The 22,488-nt window shown below is 68.2% G+C and carries 20 protein-coding genes and 1 pseudogene; 11 read left to right on the forward strand and 10 right to left on the reverse strand.

Annotated elements, in window-relative coordinates; all coding sequences use genetic code 11:
* Positions 1-4 precede the first annotated feature (4 nt).
* From ACWDKQ_RS18470 to ACWDKQ_RS18480, 3 genes are all read right to left on the reverse strand, one after another.
* Complete coding sequence (locus ACWDKQ_RS18470; RefSeq protein ID WP_450139958.1) at positions 5-295, reverse strand: hypothetical protein; 291 nt, start codon at positions 293-295, stop codon at positions 5-7.
* A gap of 24 nt (positions 296-319) precedes the next feature.
* Positions 320-565, reverse strand: a complete 246-nt coding sequence (locus ACWDKQ_RS18475; RefSeq protein WP_450139959.1) for an alpha/beta fold hydrolase — start codon at positions 563-565, stop codon at positions 320-322.
* Positions 566-643: 78 nt separating this feature from the next.
* Positions 644-1,330, reverse strand: a complete 687-nt coding sequence (locus ACWDKQ_RS18480) for a TetR/AcrR family transcriptional regulator (RefSeq protein WP_450139960.1) — start codon at positions 1,328-1,330, stop codon at positions 644-646.
* A 101-nt stretch (positions 1,331-1,431) separates the two neighbouring features.
* Here ACWDKQ_RS18480 and ACWDKQ_RS18485 point away from each other — a divergent pair, with 101 nt between their 5' ends.
* The 4 genes from ACWDKQ_RS18485 (at position 1,432) to ACWDKQ_RS18500 (ending at position 4,820) form a co-directional block, all read left to right on the forward strand.
* A complete protein-coding gene (locus ACWDKQ_RS18485) occupies positions 1,432-1,959 on the forward strand; it encodes a GNAT family N-acetyltransferase (protein ID WP_450139961.1) in 528 nt (175 codons plus the stop codon).
* A 503-nt stretch (positions 1,960-2,462) separates the two neighbouring features.
* Complete coding sequence (locus ACWDKQ_RS18490) at positions 2,463-3,059, forward strand: hypothetical protein (RefSeq protein ID WP_450139962.1); 597 nt, start codon at positions 2,463-2,465, stop codon at positions 3,057-3,059.
* A gap of 104 nt (positions 3,060-3,163) precedes the next feature.
* The gene (locus ACWDKQ_RS18495) at positions 3,164-3,754 is read left to right on the forward strand and encodes a class F sortase (RefSeq protein WP_450139963.1); all 591 of its coding nucleotides are present in this window, start codon (positions 3,164-3,166) and stop codon (positions 3,752-3,754) included.
* Positions 3,755-4,154: 400 nt separating this feature from the next.
* The gene (locus ACWDKQ_RS18500; protein ID WP_450139964.1) at positions 4,155-4,820 is read left to right on the forward strand and encodes a phosphoribosyltransferase; all 666 of its coding nucleotides are present in this window, start codon (positions 4,155-4,157) and stop codon (positions 4,818-4,820) included.
* A 462-nt stretch (positions 4,821-5,282) separates the two neighbouring features.
* On the opposite strand, the gene ACWDKQ_RS18505 is transcribed toward ACWDKQ_RS18500, so the two are convergent.
* Complete coding sequence (locus ACWDKQ_RS18505; protein ID WP_190813173.1) at positions 5,283-5,426, reverse strand: hypothetical protein; 144 nt, start codon at positions 5,424-5,426, stop codon at positions 5,283-5,285.
* A 638-nt stretch (positions 5,427-6,064) separates the two neighbouring features.
* Here ACWDKQ_RS18505 and ACWDKQ_RS18510 point away from each other — a divergent pair.
* Complete coding sequence (locus tag ACWDKQ_RS18510) at positions 6,065-6,328, forward strand: GlsB/YeaQ/YmgE family stress response membrane protein (RefSeq protein WP_450139965.1); 264 nt, start codon at positions 6,065-6,067, stop codon at positions 6,326-6,328.
* Positions 6,329-6,386: 58 nt separating this feature from the next.
* Here the strand turns inward: ACWDKQ_RS18510 and ACWDKQ_RS18515 are convergent, their stop codons facing one another.
* On the reverse strand, positions 6,387-6,785 hold the full coding sequence (locus ACWDKQ_RS18515; protein WP_450139966.1) for a DUF6292 family protein: 399 nt from the start codon (positions 6,783-6,785) through the stop codon (positions 6,387-6,389).
* 162 nt (positions 6,786-6,947) lie between these two features.
* Here ACWDKQ_RS18515 and ACWDKQ_RS18520 point away from each other — a divergent pair, with 162 nt between their 5' ends.
* Together ACWDKQ_RS18520 and ACWDKQ_RS18525 are read left to right on the forward strand one after the other, a co-directional pair.
* Positions 6,948-7,538, forward strand: a complete 591-nt coding sequence (locus ACWDKQ_RS18520) for a DinB family protein (protein WP_450139967.1) — start codon at positions 6,948-6,950, stop codon at positions 7,536-7,538.
* Positions 7,539-8,235: 697 nt separating this feature from the next.
* Entirely contained in the window at positions 8,236-8,706 is a 471-nt protein-coding gene (locus tag ACWDKQ_RS18525; protein WP_450139968.1) for a GreA/GreB family elongation factor, read from the forward strand.
* Between the two features lie 26 nt (positions 8,707-8,732).
* Here the strand turns inward: ACWDKQ_RS18525 and ACWDKQ_RS18530 are convergent, their stop codons facing one another.
* Complete coding sequence (locus tag ACWDKQ_RS18530; RefSeq protein ID WP_450139981.1) at positions 8,733-9,893, reverse strand: beta-ketoacyl synthase N-terminal-like domain-containing protein; 1,161 nt, start codon at positions 9,891-9,893, stop codon at positions 8,733-8,735.
* Between the two features lie 427 nt (positions 9,894-10,320).
* Here ACWDKQ_RS18530 and ACWDKQ_RS18535 point away from each other — a divergent pair, with 427 nt between their 5' ends.
* The gene (locus ACWDKQ_RS18535; RefSeq protein WP_450139969.1) at positions 10,321-13,071 is read left to right on the forward strand and encodes a sensor domain-containing protein; all 2,751 of its coding nucleotides are present in this window, start codon (positions 10,321-10,323) and stop codon (positions 13,069-13,071) included.
* 192 nt (positions 13,072-13,263) lie between these two features.
* Positions 13,264-14,586 carry an MFS transporter gene (locus ACWDKQ_RS18540; RefSeq protein ID WP_450139970.1) on the forward strand — a complete coding sequence of 441 codons (1,323 nt, stop codon included), beginning with the start codon at positions 13,264-13,266 and terminating at the stop codon, positions 14,584-14,586.
* A 22-nt stretch (positions 14,587-14,608) separates the two neighbouring features.
* Here the strand turns inward: ACWDKQ_RS18540 and ACWDKQ_RS18545 are convergent, their stop codons facing one another.
* The 3 genes and pseudogenes from ACWDKQ_RS18545 to ACWDKQ_RS18555 form a co-directional block, all read right to left on the reverse strand.
* Positions 14,609-15,283 (reverse strand): LysR substrate-binding domain-containing protein, encoded by a 675-nt coding sequence (locus tag ACWDKQ_RS18545; RefSeq protein ID WP_450139971.1) that lies wholly within the window; start codon positions 15,281-15,283, stop codon positions 14,609-14,611.
* 145 nt (positions 15,284-15,428) lie between these two features.
* Positions 15,429-15,503: pseudogene (locus ACWDKQ_RS18550) on the reverse strand (class I SAM-dependent methyltransferase); the annotation flags it as partial.
* A 220-nt stretch (positions 15,504-15,723) separates the two neighbouring features.
* Positions 15,724-16,140, reverse strand: a complete 417-nt coding sequence (locus ACWDKQ_RS18555) for an FHA domain-containing protein (protein ID WP_450139972.1) — start codon at positions 16,138-16,140, stop codon at positions 15,724-15,726.
* A gap of 412 nt (positions 16,141-16,552) precedes the next feature.
* On the opposite strand from ACWDKQ_RS18555, the gene ACWDKQ_RS18560 reads away from it, so the two are divergent.
* Entirely contained in the window at positions 16,553-18,649 is a 2,097-nt protein-coding gene (locus ACWDKQ_RS18560) for a putative bifunctional diguanylate cyclase/phosphodiesterase (protein WP_450139973.1), read from the forward strand.
* A gap of 93 nt (positions 18,650-18,742) precedes the next feature.
* On the opposite strand, the gene ACWDKQ_RS18565 is transcribed toward ACWDKQ_RS18560, so the two are convergent.
* Positions 18,743-20,278 (reverse strand): helix-turn-helix domain-containing protein, encoded by a 1,536-nt coding sequence (locus tag ACWDKQ_RS18565; protein ID WP_450139974.1) that lies wholly within the window; start codon positions 20,276-20,278, stop codon positions 18,743-18,745.
* A gap of 173 nt (positions 20,279-20,451) precedes the next feature.
* On the opposite strand from ACWDKQ_RS18565, the gene ACWDKQ_RS18570 reads away from it, so the two are divergent.
* Positions 20,452-22,488 (forward strand): hydantoinase/oxoprolinase family protein, encoded by a 2,037-nt coding sequence (locus tag ACWDKQ_RS18570; protein ID WP_450139975.1) that lies wholly within the window; start codon positions 20,452-20,454, stop codon positions 22,486-22,488.

Here is a 22,488-nt window from a genome sequence, read left to right on the forward strand (position 1 = left end):
CTCGTCAGGTCGATCGACGGGCAGGTGCCCGGCACCGGGGATGACCCCCACCGCCCACGAGGGGCTGCCGCAGTCGCTCCCCGGCTTCCCGGTCGCCGACCAGCGGATCGTCCGCTCCCCGCAACCACAAGCCGGGAACGGGCAGGCTTCCGAGCTCCGGCAGGAAGTCGAGCCGCATCGAGAACGGCCCAGGGGCGAGGATCTGCCAGTCATCGAGCGCCTTCTCGCGATGCCGTGCCCTGGGCTCCGCTTCGGCCCGGGCGCACTCGACGAGCCCGTCGAAGTAGGCGCGCACGATCCCGCTGCAGAAAAGACAAGCTCACGAAACCCGTTCCGGACGCCGGAGACCGTAGCCGGTCGCGATACCACCTCCCATGGAATGGCCGACGAGCGCGACCCGTTCGAGTGATAGATGGTCGAGGAGCTCGCCCAACCGGAGTTCGCACAGCTCCTTGTCGACCATCCGCTGCCACGGCTGGCTGCCGCCGTGCCGCGACAGGTCGATCGCGTAGACGCCGTGCCAGATGAGCTCGACGGTGTCGAGCATCGCGCCGTGCAGGAGCACGAGCGGTTCGTTCTCGTCAGCACCGCGGCGTACAGGCACACCGGGCCGTCGGCGAGGTCGGTGACGCGGCGAAGCCGTTCACGGGTGCTGCTCTGGGTCGTTTTCGAGCTGCTCGGCCATGCGCCCCAGGAGCAGCAGATGGGTGTCGTTCGCGGCGGGCACGCCCGAATCCGGCAGCGACTCCAATCCCCGCTCGATTAAGGTGATCACCACGTCCAGCGCCGCCGCGAACTGGTCCCGGGCCAGCGGTCCGAGCACGGAGCTCGCCGACAGCAGGCCGATGGTGAACGAAGAGAGGGCGATGGAGATCGCTTCCGGGGCGGCGTCGGATGCCAACGATCCGGCTTCGTGGAGGGCTTCGACGTACTCGGTGATCCAGGCGAAACGCTGCCGGCATCGGTCACCCCCGACGGCGCGCACGTGGGATCCGAGAACCGCCACGTCGTCCAGGAATGCCGCGGTCATCAGCGAATCGTCGAGCAAGGCCTCGATCCCGAACCGGTAGACGGCGCTAAACCCGACCGGCGTCGACGTTTCCACGATGCGTTTGCGGACCTGGTCGACCAGACGCCGCGTGCACCGGGCGAGCAGCGCGTCCATCAGCTCGTGCTTGCTCCCGAATTCGCGGTAGATCGCTCCCTTGCCGATCCCCGCTCGGCGAGCGATCCGCTCGACGGTGACTCCGTCGAAACCGTCGCGCAGCACCAAACTTTCGGCGGCGTCGAGGATCGCGCCCACCCGGTTGGGGATCAGCGGCCGCGGCATTCGGACCACACCTCCTCATAGTGACCAGAGGATCGACTCTGGTCACTATAGCTCGGTTATTGGCTTGCCCAGCGGGACGTAGACGGGAAAGAGTTGACCTCGTGACCATCCGGTTTCCGCTGATGAGCTCTCGCCTGCGGGTTCGCCCGTTCCGAACCGAGGACCGCACCGCGATCCACGCGGTCTACGGCGACCCCGAGGTGATGCGCTACGTCGCGTACGGCAATGCGGTCTCGGCGGCGGAGAGCGCGGCGATGGTCGACGACTACATCCAGCACCAACGCATGCACGGCTACGCGTTCTGGGCAGTGACCGAGCGCTCGACGGGCCATCTCGTCGGCGACGCCGGGTTCGAAGCTCGCGACGTCGGCGCCGAGTTCGGCTACACGCTGGCGCGCCAGTGGTGGGGCCAAGGCCTCGCCACCGAGGCCGGGCACCTCTGCCTCACCGCGGCATTCGACCAACTTCACCTGCCGGAGCTGACGGCGGTCGTCGATCCCCGCAACACCGCCTCGGCACGCGCGCTCGACAAGCTTGGATTCCGGTCGCAAGGCGAATGTTTCGAATACGGCAGGCCGCACCGCAGATACCTGATCACTGCCGAAACATGGCGACGCGTCTTGGCCTAGCAAGCCGATTGCGGGCACCTTTTCGGACTTTCGCCCGCCACTCCCGAGGACCCCCGAACGAATTGATCGATAAATTCTCCGAATAATTCGATCACGTCGTCGATCATTTCTTTCAACGTCATTTTACAATAATCTTGAACAATTGATCTCCGAAGCGGAGAAGATCACAAATGCGATCGATCTAGCTATATGGACGATCGCCACGCCTGGACACATTCCGATAGTGACGATCTGTAACCGCACCCCCTGATCTCGCAGCCTCGATCAACGTACAGGGGACACCCGAGGCCGCCGCGAACGTGTCGATCTCACCTTGAGTGAGGAGTATTCCCAATTGGACATATCAACAGCCCCACGATCGTATGATCATGCATCGCTGCGGCTGCCGACCGGAAAGACCGTGCTTACCGTTACGAATAGTCGCCTTCCGGATCTCGCGAGGCGATTTGGGGAAAATGATCTCGGATGCGGGATTCTCGCGCATTGATCAAAAGGAGGCTCGAGTGTCCTCAACGCTTGTTCGCCTTGGCGGGATTGCCGCCTTCGTGTTGGGTACTTCGATCGGTCTTGCTCCACTGGGGAACGCCGAAGTGAATTCGGCGACACCACCGCTGGTCCGCACGGCCGATGACAAGTGCGATAAACCTGGGGACTGCCAACCACCGCCGCCGCTGCTGCCGTGCAACTTCGAAGAGTGCCCTCCTCCGTGCGTGGAGAACTGCCCGCCGGAGGAGGTCGCGCCTCCGCCTGCACCACCGGCAGCGGTGCCGCCAGCAGCGGTGCCGCCAGCAGCGGTGCCACCGGCAGCGGTGCCACCGGCAGCAGTGCCACCGGCGCAGTCGCCAGCACAGCGGCCGTCGGCTAGGCCGACATCGGCCAAGCCGCAGGTCGTCCCGACAGCCGCCATGCCCACCGTCCCGCCCACGCCGCAGGTCGTGCAGAAGCCGGTCGGCGCCGTTCCGGCGGGTGGCGGAGCCACGGCACAGGACGACTCCAGCGTCTCCGGCCCGCTGCTGGCAGCAGGCGGCGCGGCGGTCGTCGCCCTGGCGGCTGGTGGCGCTTACGCGCACCGACGTCGGCGTGCCGAGTCGCAGCGCTGATCCAGCTGGGATGGTGGTGTGCGCTCCGGAAGCGCACACCACCATCCCGCACGAATGCCCGCCTACAGGCGGAACTCGCCGTAGCGGAAGCACGGAGGTGGAACGTGAGAGCTGCGGTTCTAGCCGTGTGGATCACCTTGCTGCTGTCCGCGACGGGCGCGGCGGTCTTCGGCCCGGCGGGCGCGGATTCCGCACCGCCGCCGGCCGCGGCCCCCGCACCGGTGTTACCGGCGACGTCGGTACCGGGCGATCCGCATCCGATCGGGATCGCCATCCCTTCCATCCGGGTAGCGTCGAGCCTCGTGCCGCTGGGGCTGAACGCAGACGGTTCGGTCCAAGTGCCCCCGATCGAGACGCCCAGGCAGGCCGGTTGGTACGACGGTGGGCCGGGCGCGGGCGAGGTCGGCCCGTTCGTCGTGCTGGGCCACGTCGACTCCTACACCGAGGCCGGGGTGTTCTACCGGCTGCGCGATCTCCGCGCCGGTAACCGGATCCAGGTCGACCGCCGGGACGGGTCGCAGGTCACCTACCTGGTCGACCGCATCGAGCGGTTCCCGAAGGACAAGTTCCCCACCGACGCTGTGTACGGCGACGTGCCCCGCCCGGAAATCCGGCTGATCACTTGCGGCGGGGATTTCGACAAGTCGCGCCGCAGCTACGAGGACAACCTGGTCGTGTTCGGCCACCTCGCCTGAGATCGACGCGCTCGATGTCACCAGTTTATCCGGGAGAGCGCGGTCTCCGCGGGCTCGCGGAAAGCTGCTCCGGCGGCTCTACCTGCGTGGATAGTCGCCCGAGCGGGATGTAACGGCGCGCTCGGACGACTCCGCGCAGCGCCACCGCCGCACCCGACGTCCTTGAGGACGACCGCTACGTCACCGCGCTCATGATGCATGCATGCCCACGCCGATCAGGCCGCGGACCCCTTCGGCGATCTCCGCGGAGGACCTCGCGAGTGCTCGACCACGGTCGACGTACGGGTTCCCGAGCGGACGCGACGCGCGGCTGAACCGACGCCGAGTGCCGATGGCCTCTGTTCCGCCACCTCACATCCGAGCCACGCTTGGTGCGCGGGCTGTTGAAGGGGGTGCTCGCGTGCCGTTTGAGAACCGGAGGGACGCCGGTCGTCGGCTGGCGCAACAGTTGTTGCACTTCCGCGGCGCGGACGCCGTGGTTCTCGGATTGCCGCGCGGTGGGGTGCCGGTGGCGTTCGAAGTGGCACAGGCGCTGCGCGCGCCGCTGGACGTGATCGTGGTTCGCAAGCTCGGCGTGCCCACCCATCCCGAGCTCGGCATGGGTGCCATCGGGGAAGGCGACGTTCGCATCATCAACGACGAGGTGCTGTGGAAGACCGGGGTCGGCGCGAGGGAACTGGACGAAGTGCAGCGGCGCGAACGGATCGAACTGGACCGGCGCGCGCGGCTGTTCCGCGTCGATCGCCGACGTTTGGACGTGACCGGCAGAACTGCGATCATCATCGACGACGGGATCGCCACCGGCTCCACCGCGCATGTCGCCTGCCGAGTGGCCCGCGAGCAGGGCGCCGCCCGCGTGGTGCTGGCCGTGCCTGTGGCTCCGCCGCAGGCGCTGGAACGACTTGAGGAAGTGACCGACGAGCAGGTCTGCCTGGAGACTCCGGGCTGGTTCATGGCGATCGGCCAGTGGTACCAGGACTTCACCCAGATCTCCGATGCCGAAGTCGTCGAGTTGCTCCATCACGCCGACCAAGCCCGCGCGACGCGGACCGCAGATGAGCGATGAGCCCCGCGGATGTTCATGACCTCGACGCGGTGGCCAAACGCTCGGTCAGGAATCATTCCAGCCCCGAGCGGGAGCGTTCAGCGGAGCACTCGTCGTACTGGATCCCCAACTCCGGGCTATTCGCCTGCGGCGCCCTGAAGGCGCGCATGATGTTGCCGAACGCCGCAGCTGCCAGCCCGGGCGGACACCTCGGCGCGGTAGGTTCGCTCGCGGCTGAGACGAGGTCAGAATTCGCGAGTGCAGGCGAGCAGCGCCGCGCCTTACGCATGGGCGGGCCGATGGCTCCCATCCCGGAATCGAGGGCCCGCGAAAGCACCTCAACCACGCAGCGCCAATGCCTAGACACCCCCAGCTGTGCGTGGGCCGGCCGACTTCCGGGAATCGAACCTTGATCCTCTTAAGACGGTGCGGCCGGTGTGGCAGCACGGGCAGGGGCCGGCCCTGCTCGCCATGCGATTTTCTTCAGTCGTAGCCGAGGGTGATCACGTCGTCATCGTCGTTGCCCTCGGTCGGTTCCGGAGCCGAACTGCTGGCCGTCGGCGGTACATCCCCGGATTTCTCGACGTCGGTCCGCACCGCGCTCTCCTCCCGGATCATCTGGATCATCCCAATTGCGTTGTACCGTTTCCAATCCGCGCCGGTCGGCATCCGATTCCCGACGCATGACGGGAAATTCCTCGTCGCAGTAGTACGCTTCCGGCCTACCCGCGCAGGCGCGGCCAGAAACCAGAAACGTGCTCGCGCTTCCGTCCCGAATGACTGAGCGGTAGGGGCAGCGGGAATTCGGTGGCTGCCGCAGGGTGGGCGCCGCCAACCCTGGCCCATGATCTACGAGCCTCCGCTGGGCTCAATTCCGACGGTGAACGGTCCGAACGGACAGCCGGGCCGGCTACCCGCCCATCGCCACCATCGTCGGGGATTGTCTGCCCTACCGGCATGCAGCCGGCTGCGGAGCTGCGAGAACCCCCGCCTAGTGCAGACCAGCCGCGCCTGGCGCCCACAGCGACCGACATCTTGCCGTGGAACCTCGCGGCCAGCGGTGCCCGACGCGGCGGAGGCTGCCAACGCGGGGGTGCCGACCACCGGTCGTCCGGCACTACCAACCGCGCCCCAACTTCCCCACTGACAACACCGTCCACATTTCTCATCCGATTCCAGCCTGGCGACGAGCGCACCTTTGAGCTGTGCTGGCGCGGGGAACACTTCGGTCGGATGTTGAACTCGTGCTTGGGAGTGATTTCGTCATGGGAATTCTGAGCTGGATCTTGTTCGGCCTGATCGCCGGAGCGATCGCCAAGTTCATCCTCCCGGGCCGCGACCCCGGCGGAATCATCGTGACCATCGTGATCGGGATCGTCGGTGGGCTGCTCGGCGGATGGATCTCGACCCGCCTTGCTGGTGGCGCGGGAGTTACCGGCTTCAACGTGATGAGCTTCGTGTGGGCGGTCATAGGATCGCTGATCCTCCTGCTGCTCTACCGCCTGATCTTCCACCGCACACACGCTTGACGCGGTCGCCGCGGACCGGACGTCGCCACGAGTTCCCCACTGCCTCCCGCGGGCCCGGTCAGGCTGCGAAGCGCGCGAGCCGGTCCTCCAGGTCGTCGACAGCGTTCGGCATGCGGAACGACGGCGGCTGGAGCATGCCCGGGTTGCGGCCGCTGATCGCCTCCTGCAGGAAGTGCCGCACCAAGCCGGGGTCGGGCAGGATGTCCTCGCCCATGAACTCGATGGCCGTGGTGTCTCCCCGGCCGTCGGTCTCGACCCGCAGCGCCCAGCCGCTGACCTCGTCCCAGGTGAGCAGGAGCGGGAAGTCCACGAGGGTGGGTACCTTGGAGTGCACGAGGATGATGGCCGTGGCCAACCCGCTTTCCAGGTCGACGTCCACCTCGTACACGTCGTCGCCCAGGTCGCCAGCCACCGTGCGCACGTAGTTGACCAAACCACCTGCTGCCGGACTCGTCATGTCCATTGGTTTCCCCCCGAACCAGAACAGCGCCTCCCGCTGTTCTCCTGGGGGTAACCGAGCCACCGGTCCCACAGTCCGCCCGATGGCATGAATTCCCGCTGTCGGTGATCTTCCCGCTTCCGGGCCGTTCGCCGGTGACCTCGCGGTACTCTCGCCGGCATGGCCGAGCCGGGACCGAAGTCCGACCTGCACCTCTACCTGCGGACCGCGCGCGAGGCCCTGCTGTGGAAGCTGGACGGGCTGTCCGAATACGACATCCGCCGACCGCTGACACCGACCGGCACCAACCTGCTGGGGCTGATCAAGCACCTGACCGGCTGCGAGCTGGGGTATTTCGGCATCACCTTCGGGCGCCCGTTCGACCAGCCGCTGCCCTGGCTGACCGGCGACGCGGAACCCAACGTGGACATGTGGGCGACCGCGGACGAATCGCGCGAGGAGATCATCGGGCTTTACCGCAGGGTGTGCGCGCACTCGGACGCCACGATCGACGAGCTGGAGCTGGACGACGCCGGCACGGTGGCGCACTGGCCGGACGACCGGAAGCGGATCACGCTGCACCGGGTTCTGGTGCACATGATCGCCGAGACCTACCGCCACGCCGGCCATGCCGATATCGTCCGGGAGCTCATCGACGGCGCCACCGGCCTGCGCAGGGAGAACGACAACATGGCACCGGGCGACCAAGCGTGGTGGCAGGCCTACCGGGACCGGCTCGAAAACGTGGCGCAGCAAGCCGACCGGGGTTGACGGCCGCCACCGAGCCGCCGACCGCTTCGAACCCTCGCACCGGTGTCTCACTCAACACTTCAATCCCCGCGTGCCGACTGGCGGAACCAGCTCGGCATGCGAGTTCCAGCAACCTCCGCGCCTGCGCTCCGCTGTGCCCGTGCGGGCACGACTCCGTGAAACCGATCAGCCAGGAGATCATCTCTTCCGGCGAGTGGAACTGGCGAAACCAGACAAGATCGGGAGCGGATTTGTTCGGTTCGGACAACCGGTACCACCGGACCGTCGGCCATCCTCGGTCTGGAACGGTTCGGCAGTTCCAATCACGGAGGTTGGTCATGGACGGCGAGGGCACAGGTCACAGCCGTGATCCGCAAGCCGTGACCGCAGTCCTGACGGATGCGCCCGGTTGCGCTCGCCCCGCAGCGCGGTGGCTCTGGACGTAATCACCGTCGTCCGGGTCGACGCGGTGGCCCGGACTCGTGGGACCACGCAGGCCGGTAGCCGCCAGCGACCCCATTGAGCGAGCCACGCATCTGCCGTTGCGCCGTGCTGCCGCACCGCATTCGAGTCTCGGCAGTCGATGGTCGTCGTACCGGAGCCCAGACGGCGTTCTCCCGCTCGCAGCAATCGCGCTCGCCGCCCTGCCGCCACACGCCGAACGGTCCCGGCATCCGCCGATCCGGGACGCCACCGATGAACAACACGAGGACACGCCATGGCCACGACGCAACGTCTCTGGTTGACCCAGCATGCCCACGACCGGCTCCGGGAAGAGCTCGCCGAGCTGCTCGACCAACGCCAGGGCGGCTCCGCCAAGGGCACGGTCGACGACCAGGACTTCGCCGTGGACGCGGGTCGTCGCCGCGGACGCATCCGGGAGATCCAGGAACTGCTCCGGAACGCGGTGGTCGGCGAGGCACCACCGGATGACGGAGTCGCCGAACCCGGCATGGTGCTCACCGTCCGCTTCGACGATGACGAGACGGAGACGTTCCTGCTCGGCGCGCGCGATGGCTCCGACCTCGATGGGCTCTCTGTCTACTCGCCCGATTCCCCCCTGGGCGCCGCGCTGTCCGGCGCCAAGCAGGGCGAGGAGCGGACTTACTGCGTCCCCAACGGCAGCACCGTGCAGGTGACCTTGGTGCGTGCCGTGCCCTACGGGCGCCACGGCGCTGGTCAGCCCTAGCTAGGCGGCGCCGGGGTCCGGGGCGGTCACGCCGGGGGCGCGAGCACCACCGCCGAGTTGTGGCCGCCCAGTCCGAGCGAGGACTTCAGCGTGAGCCGGTCGGCCGGTGCAGTCGGGCCGTCCAGCAGTCTCGGGTGGCCCAGGGCGACCTTCGGCGGCGCGGGAATCAGGCCGCGGTCGTACCCGAGTGCGGTCGCGGAGATCTCCACCGCCGAGGCCGCGCCCATGCAGTGGCCCACCAGCGGTTTGACCGAGTAGAGCTCGGCGTCGGCCGGGAGCAGTTTTTCGAACACGGCTGCCTCGGCCAGGTCGCACTGCTGGGTGCCGGGCCCGTGGGCGTTGAGGTAGCGCACCTGCGATGGCTCCGCACCGGCGTCGGCCAGTGCCTCGGTGAAGCAGCGGACCAACTCGGTCAGGTTCGGGTCTACCGAGGTCACGTGGTGGGCATCGTGCGACATCGCGCCGCCGAGCACGCGTGTGTAGGGGTTCGGCGACCGCTTCGACAGCACCATCCCCACCGAGCCCTCACCCATGATGAAGCCGCGACTGCCTTCCTGGAACGGTCGGCAGGCCTGCAGCGGTTCGACGTCGGTGATCGCGACCCCGAGCCGGCGGAAGTGCAGCACGGTCTCGGGCGTGCAAGACAGGTCGGTGGCCACGAAGACCACGTCGTCGACGACATCGGCATCCAACCAGGCCTTCGCGGAGAGCAAGCCCGCGTTGCCGGAGGCGCAGGTCGCCGAAACGTTCATCGCCGGGCCGTGGAAGCCGTACTCCTGCATGAACGTCGAGACCGGGGTCGACGGCATCAGCGACAGATAGTCGCGAACCGATACGTTCGCACCCCGCGTGGCGTAGAAGTTCCGCCACAGTTCCACGTCCCCGAGCACGGCCGCGTGCAGCAGCCCCACCCGCCGCCCGGGCCGCCAGCCCCGCCCCTCGGCGTCGATGATCGCCTCGCGCGCGGCGGCTCGCATGGCCCTGGCGAAGCGGCTCGGACCGTCCAGCTCGTCGCCACCGTCCGGCACGTTCGCGACCCACGCCGTCTGGTCCCGGTCAAGGCCGTGCCCGCTGATCGGTCGCGCGGCCACCTCGCCGCCGACCAGTCCGTCCCATAAGGCCTCGCGGCCCCAGCCGTAGCCGGTCACCGCGCCAATTCCGTTGATTCCGCAGTGCTGCGCGCCCATTTGCTCGTCTTCCTCCGAACCGGCCACCACAACTGTCGTGGTGGATTGCCCGGGACCGCGGCGCGTACAGATCGAATTTCCGTAGTAACCGCATTAGAAAATTGATCCCAAAACAACACCCACAAGAGTCAAGACCGATGCAATTGATCGCCACGGTATGTGTTTCGGCTCTCCAATTTTCACACGGATGAATTAAGATCGCAAATGGCTGCGCTTTCCGCCTAAATTCGTGTTGGCATTTGACGTGACGCTCGCTCGTGATCGGGGGCTCTCTCGTGATCGGCCACGGTGTGTGCCGCTGGCACGAGCGGTTGGTGGCCACCAGTTTTGGGAAGTGCTAGAGCGGACGGAAGACATGGCGCTGTGGCCACGACGGGCGCGGCTAACGCGGTGAACGGCGGGGCGAGGTCTCTTCATTGGACGGATCATGGAGATCGATCCTGGGGGCGGGTTCCCGAGCGGTTCGGGCCTCAACGACGAGTTCCTGGACCTCGCGCTATCCACGCAGGGCGCGATCGGGTGGACGTTCGACTTCGCCGACCACCGGATCACCTGGACGCCCGGCTTGGGCGCGCTCCTGGGCATGTCCGGTGCGACCGAGGAAGACCTGCGGGTCCGCCTGGCCGAGTTGATCGAGCCGTGGACCGTGGCGGCGGAGACCACCACGCAGTGGCAGAACCTCGACCTAGAGCAACCCATCACCACCGCCGACGGCGGAACGCGGTTGCTGCACTTCCACGCCCGCCCGTTCGGCGGCTGGCGGACCGCCGGCCTCATCGGGCTGGTCCGGGAGGTGACCGATCAGAACCGGGACAGGCAGGCCCTGGCGGACCTCGCCAGCCGGTACCGGCTGCTCGTCGAGCTCAGCCCGGAGGCGATCTGCGTCCACCAGAAGGGGATCATCAAGTACGCCAACGCGGCGATGAGCACGATCGTCGGCGCCGAGTCCAGCAAAGAGTTGCTGGGGCGGCCGGTTGCCGACTTCGTTGCCCCGCACTCGATCGCCGAGATGCACGAGCGGATCCGGTCGCTGAAGACCGCCGGCACCGCGACGCCGCGAGCGCAGGCCGATCTGCGGCGGGTGGACGGCACCCCGGTCCCGGTGGAGCTGGTCGCCGTGCACACCACCTGGGAGGGACACCCGGCCGTGCAGGTCATCGGGCGGGACGTTACCGCGCAAAAAGCGGCCGAAGCCGCGCTGCGCTACCAAGCGGCGCTCGTGCAGCACGTCAACAACGCGATCATCGCGACTAGCCGCGACGGGGTGGTCACCAGCTGGAACCCGGCCGCCGAAGCCGTCTACGGAGTGCCCGCCGACCAGGCGCTGGGGCGGCACGTCGCGACGCTCGTCGGCGCCCCGCTGCGCCCCGAAGCCCTGCTCGCCGACGGCGGGGTCACCGAGGCCGTGCACCGGCACCAGGACGGCTCCGCCCTGATCATCCGGATCTCGACGGCGGAGATGGACTCCGGTTACGTGCTGGTGTGCGCCGACGAGACTGCGCGGCGGCAGGCCGAGCAGGACTTCGCGACTGTCGTCGCCGCCCTTGACGAAGGCGTCGTCGTGATGGGGCGGACAGGGCTCGTCGAGTCCGCCAACCCCGCCGCCGAGCGCATCACCGGCGTGCCCGCAGCCGAGATCGTCGGCAACTCACCGACGTCCTGGCCGTTGTTCGACGAGTCCGGGGTGACGCTGCGACCGGAGGAACACCCGTCGGTGATGCCCCGGCAGACCGGGAAACCGGAGAACTCGCGAGTGGTCCGCGTGGACCTGCCGGACGGCCGCAAGACGTGGCTGCGGGTCACGTGCAGTCCGCTGAATCCCCAGGACCGTCCTCCGCACAAGGTCGTCGCCTCGTTCACCGACATCACCGAAAGCCGGGCCGCCCGGGAACGACTGGAGCACGAAGCCACCCACGACCCGCTGACCGGGCTGGCAAACCGCACGCTGGTCCTGCGGCACCTCGATGACTCGCGACGAGCGCGCCCGACGGCAGTGCTGTTCATAGACCTGGATAACTTCAAGCGCATCAACGATTCCCTGGGCCACGGCACCGGTGACGAAGTGCTGCGGATAACCGGGGAACGCCTGGTGCGCGCGACGCCCGGCGGAGCGCTGGTCGGTCGCCTCGGCGGGGACGAGTTCGTGGTCCTCGTCGACGGCGAGAGCGACCACGCCCTGCTCCGCAGGCTCGTCCAACGGCTGCTCGCCGCCCTCACCGAACCGATCCGGGTGGCGGGCAGGCAACTGCACGTCAACGGCAGCATCGGGGTGGTGTTGGTCGGCCCCGGCGACACCAGGTCCGGGATGGACCTCCTGCGCGACGCCGACGTCGCCATGTACCAGGCCAAGGCGCAGGGCGGCGGCCGCTGTGCGTTCTTCGGCGTCGACCTGCGCGAACGCGTGCAGCGGCACATGGTCCTGGAACAGGACCTGCGCCACGCCGTGCCGAACGACGAACTCTGGGTGGCCTACCAACCCGTCGTCGATCTGCGCGGCGACCGCCTGGTCGCCGTGGAGGGCTTGCTCCGGTGGTCGCACCCGCTGCACGGAACGGTCTCGCCGGGGGAATTCATCCCGCTGGCAGAGGAGAGCGACCTGATCATCCCAATCGGCGCGCACATGCTGCGCCTCGCGACGCGCCAAATCGCCGCCGAACGCGAGCGCCATGACCTTGATCTGCAGCTCAACGCAAACCTCTCACCGCGCCAGCTCGAAGATCCCGATCTGCTGGACCACGTGCAGCACGCGCTCGCGGATTCGGGGCTGCCAGCCCACGCGCTGTGCCTGGAGATCACCGAGAACGCGATCATGCAGGACCCCACCGCCGCGACCCGCATCCTGACCGCCCTGCGCGAGCTGGGCATCTTCCTGGCGATCGACGACTTCGGAACCGGGTACTCCTCGCTGGCGCAGCTCCGGCGGCTGCCCGTGGACATCCTCAAGATCGACCAGACGTTCGTCACCGACCTCGGCACCTGCGACGAGGTTGAGGTCATCGTCGCCGGCATCGTCGCCATGTCCCACGCGGTCGGTCTCGACGTCGTGGCTGAGGGCATCGAGACTGCCGCCCAGCTCGCCATCATCCGCGATCTCGGCTGCGACCAGGGGCAGGGCTACCACCTGGGCAAACCATATTCGATCGGCGAGCTGTTCCCACCGCCCGCCGACCGGCGGTGACACCGCACCCTCCACACTGGACTGCGAAGCTGGCCGGCGTCGTCGAACTCCTGCGCGGTTCGGGCCACGCACCGGTCAACCATCCGGATGCTTTTCGGCTGTTCTCGGCGTGTCGGCTGTCGCGCGGTCCGGGTTTCGGTCGGGTTTCGACTGGCTGCGCCCGGTGTCCGCTGGTCTGATCGTGACGTGGGTATGTCTGCGAATCCCCCGCCCGCAACTCAGCGGGACGTGCGCGGGGTGATCAGCTGGGCGCTGTGGGACTGGGGTTCCGCGGCGTTCAACACCGTGATCTTGACCTTCGTGTTCACGGTGTACCTGACCGAGGCCGTGGCAGCCGATCCGAAGAGCGGGTCGGAGGCCCTGGGCCTCGCGCTCACGATCTCGGGCGTGTGCATCGCGCTGGTGGCGCCCGTGACCGGTCAGCGCAGCGACGCCGGCGGACGGCGCAAGAGATGGCTGGCGGTGCACACCGCACTGGTCGTGGCCAGCACGGCCGGACTGTTCTTCGTCCAGGACGCCCCGCAATACCTGTTGCTGGGGCTGGTGCTTGTATCGGTGGGCAGCGTGTTCTCCGAGTTCGCGACGGTGAACTACAACGCGATGCTGCTCCAGGTCTCGACGCCTGCGACGATCGGCCGCGTTTCCGGATTCGGCTGGGGCATGGGCTACTTCGGGGGCCTCGTCGCGCTGGTGATCGTGCTCATCGGCTTCGTGCAACCCGAAATCGGGCTGTTCGGCGTGACCTCCCAGAACGGCCTGAACATCCGCGTTGTCACGGTGTTCGCGGCCGTGTGGTTCGCGCTGTTCGCGCTGCCGCTGTTCTTTTTCGTTCCCGAAGCGGAGTCGTCCGGCGAGCCACTGCGCCACGCCATCGTGGGCAGCTACATCGTGCTCGGCAAACGGCTGGCACGGATGTGGCGCACCGAGCGGCGCACCCTGGGGTACCTGGTCGCCAGTGCGCTCTACCGGGACGGCCTGGCCGCGATCTTCACCTTCGGCGGCGTGATCGCGGCGGGCACCTTCGCCTTCACCGCCAGCGAGGTGGTGGTCTTCGCGATCACTGCGAACCTCGTGGCCGGCCTGGGCGCGTTCCTGGGCGGCCGTGCGGACGACCGGTTCGGCCCGAAAACCGTCATCCTCGCCGCGTTGATCGGGCTGGTCGTGGTCGGCAGCGCACTCGTGGTGCTGCCCGGCAAACCCGCGTTCTGGGTGTGCGGGCTGCTGCTGGCGATCTTCCTCGGACCGACCCAATCGGCCAGCCGTACGTTTCTCGCCCGCATCGCCACCCCCGGCCGGGAAGGCGAGGTTTTCGGCCTCTACGCCACCACTGGACGAGCCGTGAGCTTCCTCGGACCACTGGCCTTCAGCGGCTTCATCTCTCTATTCGGCACCCAACGCGCAGGCATGGGCGGGATCGTCCTAATCCTGCTGATCGGCCTGCTCGCGATGATCCCGGTGGCGGCACCCGACCACACCGGCAACACCGACGACGTCGCGACCAGCGGCGCCCATTGAGCGTGCTCGAGGACCTGCCCGATCAGACCGTCCGGTGAACCAGTGCAAGCGCCTCGCCGGGTGCCTGCTGCTTGGCGAGCGCGAGGAAGGCTTGCAGGGCCGGGTTGTGCGCTTCCTGGCTCCGCGCGGCGAGGCCGAGGCTTCGTCGCCTGGTCGGCGCAACCGGGCGGACCACGAGCGTGTCCGGAAGCGACGGGACCGCCAGTTCCGGCATGAGAGTCACCCCGAGCCCGCCCTCGACCATGGCCAGCGCGGTGGAACCTTCCCGCACCGCGCCGGATTCGAACGGCTCCAGGCCGTGCTCGCGGAACGCGTCCCGAACCAACGCCGCGCACCCCCCTGCCTGTCTGCCCTCGAATCCCTCGCCTGACGTCCAGTGCGCGCGGCCGAGGGCGACGGCCCGCGGCCTTGGAGCGGCGATTTCGCGCAAATCGCCACCATCCTCGAACCAGCGGCCACACCAGTCCAATATAGACATGTCTCGGCATGCGAGTGGCGGAGCGAGGTTCACAGCACTGCGCCACGCTGGGCCCTCACGAACAGGAACACCGGTGGTGTTGAACACCTCGAACAGCTCCGGGGCGATATTCGCGGCTTCTCCCGGCCGCCGTTGGTCCACAATGTCGATCTCGAAACCCGTGTTCCGCAGCGAACCGAAGATCGAGGACAACGATCGCCGGTAAAAGGTGGCAGTCACTCGTTGCCCATCCCAGTCCAGTCCTCGGTGACGGCTTCGGTGCGGTGGTAACCGTCCTGTCCGACAAGAGCCAGCCCGTGATGGGATGGTGCACCGAGAAGACCAGCGCACCGCCGGGCACCAGGCACCGGTGCAGCTCCGCGAGCAGGGGTGACCAGTTCTCGATGTAGCGCAAGACCAGCGAAGCGACCACGACGTCGTCGATGCCGCCGGTCGGCACGGCGTCCAGAGGTCGTTCCAGATCGGCACTTCCGCACGGGCGCTCTCACCAGCCTCTGCCTGGCGAGTTCGACGAACCGCGGCTCCCCGTCCCGGGTGAACACATCGGCTCCGCGCTCGACGAGCTGCGCGGTGAGCACCCCGGAAGCGCACCCGATTGATCAGCCACTCCACCGAGCCTAGCCGTGCGGAGACCGCGCAGAGGCGGCAATCGCCGTCGTCTACTTCGTGCGGAAGGTGAACCGGAAGGTTCCGATCCAGACCTCGTCCCCGTCCGCCAGCTCGACTCGATCAACCGGGGTGTGGTTGACATAGGTGCCGTTGAGCGAGCCGGAGTCCGTGATCGTGTACTGCTCGCCGTCGTGGTGGATCTGGGCGTGAAAGTGGGAGACGGTCGGCGCGTCCAGCGTGATGTCGCAATCCCGGCTACGCCCAACCGTCAGCGGCGTGCCCGTGACCGGGATGGCCTTGCCCGACTGGGGGCCGCGGGCGATCACGAGCTCCGCGCTGCTACCAATCGGCACCGCTGCGGCACGTGGTGCTGGTGTGCCGACGCCTGCCTGCGCGGGGATCGCAGCGGGCGGAGCATCGCTGAAAGCTCCCGTGGGCGGCGCCGCGCCGAATCGATTCTGGTTCATGACGTCCTCCTGACGGATCCGGGTCGCCGTCGCGCTCACGCGATGGCTGCCGATTCCGGGTCGTCGGGGGAACCCGCCAAGCCCGACCTCACTCCGGCGCCACGGCCCATCCCACCGCTGGTCACCCACTGGGCTTACGCCTTCCACGCTACCGGCGACACCGCGCCCCCTCCCGCTGGAAAATGCTGAGAATGCGCTGGGAATACACCCGCGACGAGTAATTCGTCACCTCAGGTCCGTAGTAGATCAAGCGCGCGACGGGCACCGGGCCATCCACGAGACGGGGAGCCGACTTGGCACAGTGTCGTTGCACACGTTTACTGGGCGTCACGACGCCCGAAGACTGTCACCCTGTCCGGGCTATCGCTACCCTCGACGAGGGCAACCTCATGACGCCGGGTGCATTCAGGAGGTGATCAACCTGCGGACGAGCGATGGGCTGACCCGTTCGGGGCATGCCGCTCCTCCTCACCTGCGGACGCAAGAGGTCGGGCTCGACCTGCTGGCGACCGCCATCAACGAGTACGCGATCTTCATGCTCGACCTGGACGGGCGCGTGGCCAGCTGGAACCCCGGCGCCGAGCGCTTGAAGGGCTACCGCAGCGACGAGATCATCGGGCAGCACATCTCGGTGTTCTACCCTCCCGAACGGCTCGCCGAAACCCCCTCGGAGTGGGAGCTGGAGCACGCTGCGCGCTCCGGCTACCACCAGGGCGAGGGGTGGCGCGTCCGGAAGGACGGCAGCCAGTTCTGGGCCCACGTGGTCACCGCCGCGTTGCGGTCCTCCGACGGAAGCCTGCGCGGCTACGCGAAGGTCGTAAGGGACGACACCGAACCTCGCGCCCGGCTGGAGCGCTCCAGTGAGCGATTCACCAACCTGATGGGTCTGACGCCGGTCGGCATCGCGCTGTTCGACGAATCGCACCGCCTGGCGCGGGCCAACGACGCGCTGTGCGACCTGCTCGGCGCAAGGATCTCCGAACTGCACGGCACGCGGGCCGACGACCTTCTGCACCCGCAAGACCGGTTGGAGCCGATGATCTCGCGGGCCCCGATCCCCGACGCCCCCACCCATCGCGTGCTGAAGCGGCCCGACAGACAGCCGGTGCACTGCGACCTCCGCTGCACCGCGGCGGTGCAGGACGACGGGCGGTTGTTCTGGCTGGTGGCGTTCCAGGACATCACCGAACGACACCAGCGGGCCGAAGAACTCCACTACCAGGCCACCCACGACTCGCTGACCGGCCTTTTCAACCGCCGCGCGGTCAAGGAGCTCCTGAACGAACTGGTGCGCGGCCCCCGCGCCGACCGGGTCGGCGTGCTGTTCTGCGACATCGACAACTTCAAGCGGATCAACGACTCCCTGGGGCACGACGCCGGCGACGAGTTGGTCGCAACCCTGGCCCGACGGCTGCAGGGCGGCCTACCCGCAGGCTGCACCCCGGCCCGGCTCTCCGGCGACGAGTTCGTGGTGGTCTGCCCCGACGTCGAGGCGGTGGGCGGGCTCGAAGCGCTGGCCGAGACCGTATCCGGCCTGCTGCGCACCGTGGTGAGGCTCCAAAACCAGCAGGTCCGGGTGTCCGCAGCGGTCGGCGGCGCGGTGCTCGACGGCGCCGGGGTGTGCGGCGAGGACCTGCTCCGCTTCGCGGATGCCGCGATGTACCGGGCGAAGCGGCGCGGACCGGGGCGCGTGGCGCTGGCCGATCCAGGCCTTACCGAGTCCATCAACCGGCAACTGCGTCTCGAGGCGGAGTTGCGCGACGCCATCGACAACGACGATCTCGTGCTGCATTACCAGCCCGTCGTGGACGCTGCGGGCACCGTCGTGTCCGCCGAGGCACTGGTCCGGTGGATGCATCCCGAGCACGGTCTGCTCCCCCCGGACGTCTTCCTCCCCGTTGCTGAGCAGGGCGGGCTGATGCGCGACCTGGACCGGTGGGTGCTGCGCACGGCACTGCGTCACGCCGCCGCCTGGCCCGATGTCTGCGGACGCCCGGTGGGCATCGCCGTCAACCTCGCCGGGCTCCTGCCCGATGACCACGACTTCACAGCCGAGGTTACCGACGCCATCGCCGAGTCCGACATCGATCCGAACCGGGTCGTTCTCGAGCTGATCGAGACGGTGCTGGTCGACCTGCCGCCCCAACCCCGCCGCGCCATGCTCGACCTCGTCGAGCACGGCGTCCGGTTCGCCGTCGACGACTTCGGCACCGGTTACTCGTCGCTGGCCCGGATCAAGGACCTGCCAGCGCAGATCATCAAGGCCGACCGCAGCTTCGTCGCCGACCTCGGCGCCGGTTCCCGGGATCTGGCGGTGGCCCGGACGGTGGCGGACCTCGCCCGCGCACTGGGCTGCCAGAGCGTCGCCGAGGGCGTCGAGACCGTGGAGCAGTTCGAACTGCTGCGCGGCGTCGGGATCGACGTCTACCAAGGTTTCCTGTTCGCCCGCCCGGTCCCCGAAGCCGAGCTCACCACCCTCCTCGAAAACGGCCTCCCGCTCCTGTCATGAGCGACCGGTGCTTCGGTCAACACCGCGTCCACCACGGCGTAGACCGTCCACTTCGGAATCGTTGGCCGACGCGGACCGCGGCGTCGGCGCCGTTCATCGCCGTTGTCGGCCGGGATTCTCGGTGCGGGCGAGGATTTCGTCCTGGAAGGCGAGGTAGAGGTTCGCGACGACCTGCGCCGACGTTATCCGCCCTCCGACGAGCTTCTCGACCGTGCGGAGGCGGTAGCGCACCGTGTTCGGATGGATGAAGAGCAACTCGGCGGTTCGCTTCACGTCCTGATCGCAAGCCAGGTAGAGCACCACCGTCTCGACCAGATCCGGCGCCTTGATCAAGTCGCCGAAGTACCTTTCCAACCGGTCAGCCACCTGAGCGTCGTCGCGTCGCGTTAGCAGCCATGCGGCGAAATCGACCTCGTCCAGTCGAACGATCGTCTGGTCACTGCCCCGATCATGGCGGCGACCGGCAAGGTGCCAAGCCGTCTCGGCCTCGTGCGCGTATCGGCTCGCCACCGTGAGATCGCTGAAGGCACCGCTCAACCCGACCAGGTGGGTGCGCGCGAGCACCCCGAGCCAGGCAGCCGCGGCGTCTCGCTCCGCGATGACGGCCGTCAGGCCGGTCGTCGGGTCTTGGGCGTCGCGGTCGTCGGACAGGACCAGCGGCACGCCCTCGGCCTCGGCCGCTTCTAGAAGGGCTTCGGCGGTGGTCGTCGACCCTCGTGCGGCCCGGTCACTGATCGGGCTCGCGGCCACGACGCGGAGAGCATCACCGACCCGAAATCCGAACGCCCGCAATCGGTCCCAGGTCTGGCGCACCTGCGAGGTGGTCACGCCACCGCGCAGCGCCGACACGATTCGGGCGGCCTCCGCTCGCTCTTGGCTGATCACCAGTGACCGCGAGGCGTTGGCCGCCGCGAGCACCCGTTCCGCCGTTTCCAGCAGTTCTGGGCTGATGTCGTCGAGCAGCGACCTGTTCCGCGACGCCACCGCCAACTGGAAGCCGGATCCCCGGAGGCGGAACGGCCGGGTGGCGACCATCCACTGCCCGACCACGAAGCGCTGCGGTCCCGGCTCGCGCGCGCTGATCTCCTCCCAAACCAGCCGCAGGGGCCCGTGGCCGGTCGAGGCGACGATCCGCCCCGCGCCCTCGTAGAGGACAGCTGCCCCTTTGCACAGCGTGCCGAGCCGTACCACGAGTGCGCTCACCGGGTCTGCCGCCGACAACGCGTGCAGCAGGTCGTTCTGCAGCCAGACCGCCCGCTTCAGCAGGTAGGTCTCCGCGGACAGCGCGCCGCGGTTGATGAAGTCCTCGATGGCGGCGAACCGGCTCCCGCCTCCCACGCTCAGCAGCGGGAAGTTCCGCTCCCGCGCGCCGGCACGGAGAGCTCGCGGAACCTGATCGAAGTGGACGCCCGTGCCGAACAGCAGGGCGGCCGCGAACTGCAGGCCGGTGGTGAGCACGATCGAGCGCGGGCGCAGCCAACTCACGGCGTCGGCGATCTCGATCGAGTGCGCAGAGCGGACCACCGCCGAGAGGTCGCCGGGTTCCTCCACGGTCAGCTGCAGGCTCGGCTCGTCGACGAGGTCGCGCAGAGTCAGCTGCGGCCAGCCGCCGCGGCTATCGGTGCTCATCTGCCTCCTCTCCGCGCCCCGAACAACAAGAACTGTGCGACAGGACAGATCAATTTCCCGGCATTTGTAATTCTCACAGTGACAGCGCCTACAGCGTGGGGCAACCTTCTTTTCCAACCGCAGCCGGCGGCGGATACCAGCCAGACCCGCACGACTTTCAAGGAGACCTCCCCATGGCCAAACAGCGTGTGGCCGTCGACGTCGGCGGCACGTTCACCGACGTGTGCGTGTTCGACGAGGACGCCCGAAGCATCCGAGTCACCAAGGTCCCGTCCACCCCGGACGACCCGATGCGCGCCGTGCTCAGCGGTGTCGAACGCGGCGGCATCGACCTCTCCGAGGTGTCGCTGTTCTCGCACGGGACGACGGTCGCCACCAATGCGCTGATCACCAGGAAATTCCAGCCCGCCGCAATGGTCACGACGACCGGTTTCCGGGACGTGATCGAAATCCGCGACGGGACCAAGGACGACCTGTGGGACGCCTACTACGACGTGTCCCCGCCCTACATCCGCCGCCGGGATCGCTTCGAGGTCACCGAACGCATCGACTACGCGGGCCACGTCGTGAAACCGCTCGACGAGACCGAGGCGCGGCGCGTGGCGGCGTTGCTCCGCAAGCGCGGGTCGCGGACCGTGGCCGTCTGCTTCGTCAACTCCTACGCCAATCCCGCCCACGAGATCCGGATGCGGGAGATCCTCGAAGAGGAACTGCCGGGGGTCGCGATCTCCACCAGCGCGGAGATCCTCCCGGAGATTTTCGAGCACGACCGGTTCAACACCACGGTCGCGAATGCCGTCCTCGCGCCGCTCGTCAGCGGCTACGTCAACCGGCTGGCCGAAGAGCTGAGCGCGGGTGGTTATCGCGGAGACCTGTTGCTGCTGCACTCCGGTGGCGGGTCGATGACCCCGCGCATGGTGGAGCGGTACCCGGTCCGCCTGGCCGCCTCGGGCATCGCCGCGGGGGCCATCGCCGCCCGGCACGTCGCAGCCCAGTGCGGCTACGGCAACGCCATCGGCTTGGACATGGGCGGCACCAGCACCGACATCGCCATGGTGCACGGCGGTGAGCTGCGGGTAACCAAGGAGTGGTCGGTCGAGTATGGGTACCCGATCATCTTCCCGTCGATCGAAGTGCTGACCATCGGCGCTGGCGGCGGCTCCATCGCCCACATCGACGATGCCGGCTCCCTGCGCAACGGCCCACAGTCGGCCGGCGCCTCGCCCGGCCCGGCGTGTTATGGCACGGGCGGCACCGAGCCCACCAACTCGGATGCGAACCTGGTGCTCAGCCGCCTCGGCACCGCCCTGGCGGGCGGAGCGAAGCTGCTGTCCCCGGAACTGGCCGAGAACGCCCTCCGCGACCAGGTGGCCCGGCCGCTCGGGCTCACCATCGAGGAGGCAGCGAGCGCCGTCCTCCGGGTCGCCAACGCCAACATGGCCGACGCGGTCCGCCTGATCTCGATCCGGCGCGGCTACGACCCCCGCGACTTCGCCCTGATCGCCTTCGGCGGTGCGGGCGGGTTGCACGGTGCCGAGGTGGCGCGCGAGCTCAACATCCCGACCGTCGTCGTCCCGCCGAACCCGGGTGTGACGTCGGCGCTCGGGTGCCTGCTGGTCGACATCCGCCACGACCTGTCGGCAATGTTCGACGCCGTTGGCGACGAGGCCGACGTCGAGGAGTTCGAGAACGCGTTCGCCGGTTTGGAAGCCGAGGCATCGGCCCGGCTGCGGCACGAGGGCGTCAACGCCGAGGACGGCGTTCTGCAGCGCACCGTCTCGATGCGCTACCTGGGCCAATGGCGGTCCCTGACCGTGAAGTGCGGCAGCGGGCCCGATGCCCTCCACGAGGCGATCGAGTTGTTCCACGAGCAGCACGAGCGGGAGTACTCGTTCCGCAGGGACGAGACGCCGGTGCAGATCTACCAACTCGGGCTGACCGCGATCGGCGTCACGCCCAAACCGGTGGTCGCTCCGCACGAGGTCACGCCAGGTGCAGCGCCGACAGCGCAGCAGAACCGCAAGGTGTACTTCGAAGGGCAGGGATGGGTCGACACACCCGTCCACGACCGAGCCGCGTTGCCCGCCGGGTGCCGGCTCACCGGACCCGCGGTCATCGAGCAGTTGGACTCCACCACAGTCGTACCGCCGGGTGCCCGGGTCGAAATCGACGAATGGTTGAACATCCGCATCCACCTGATGGAGGCCTGA

It is taken from the genome of Saccharopolyspora sp. NPDC000995, from assembly GCF_053599315.1.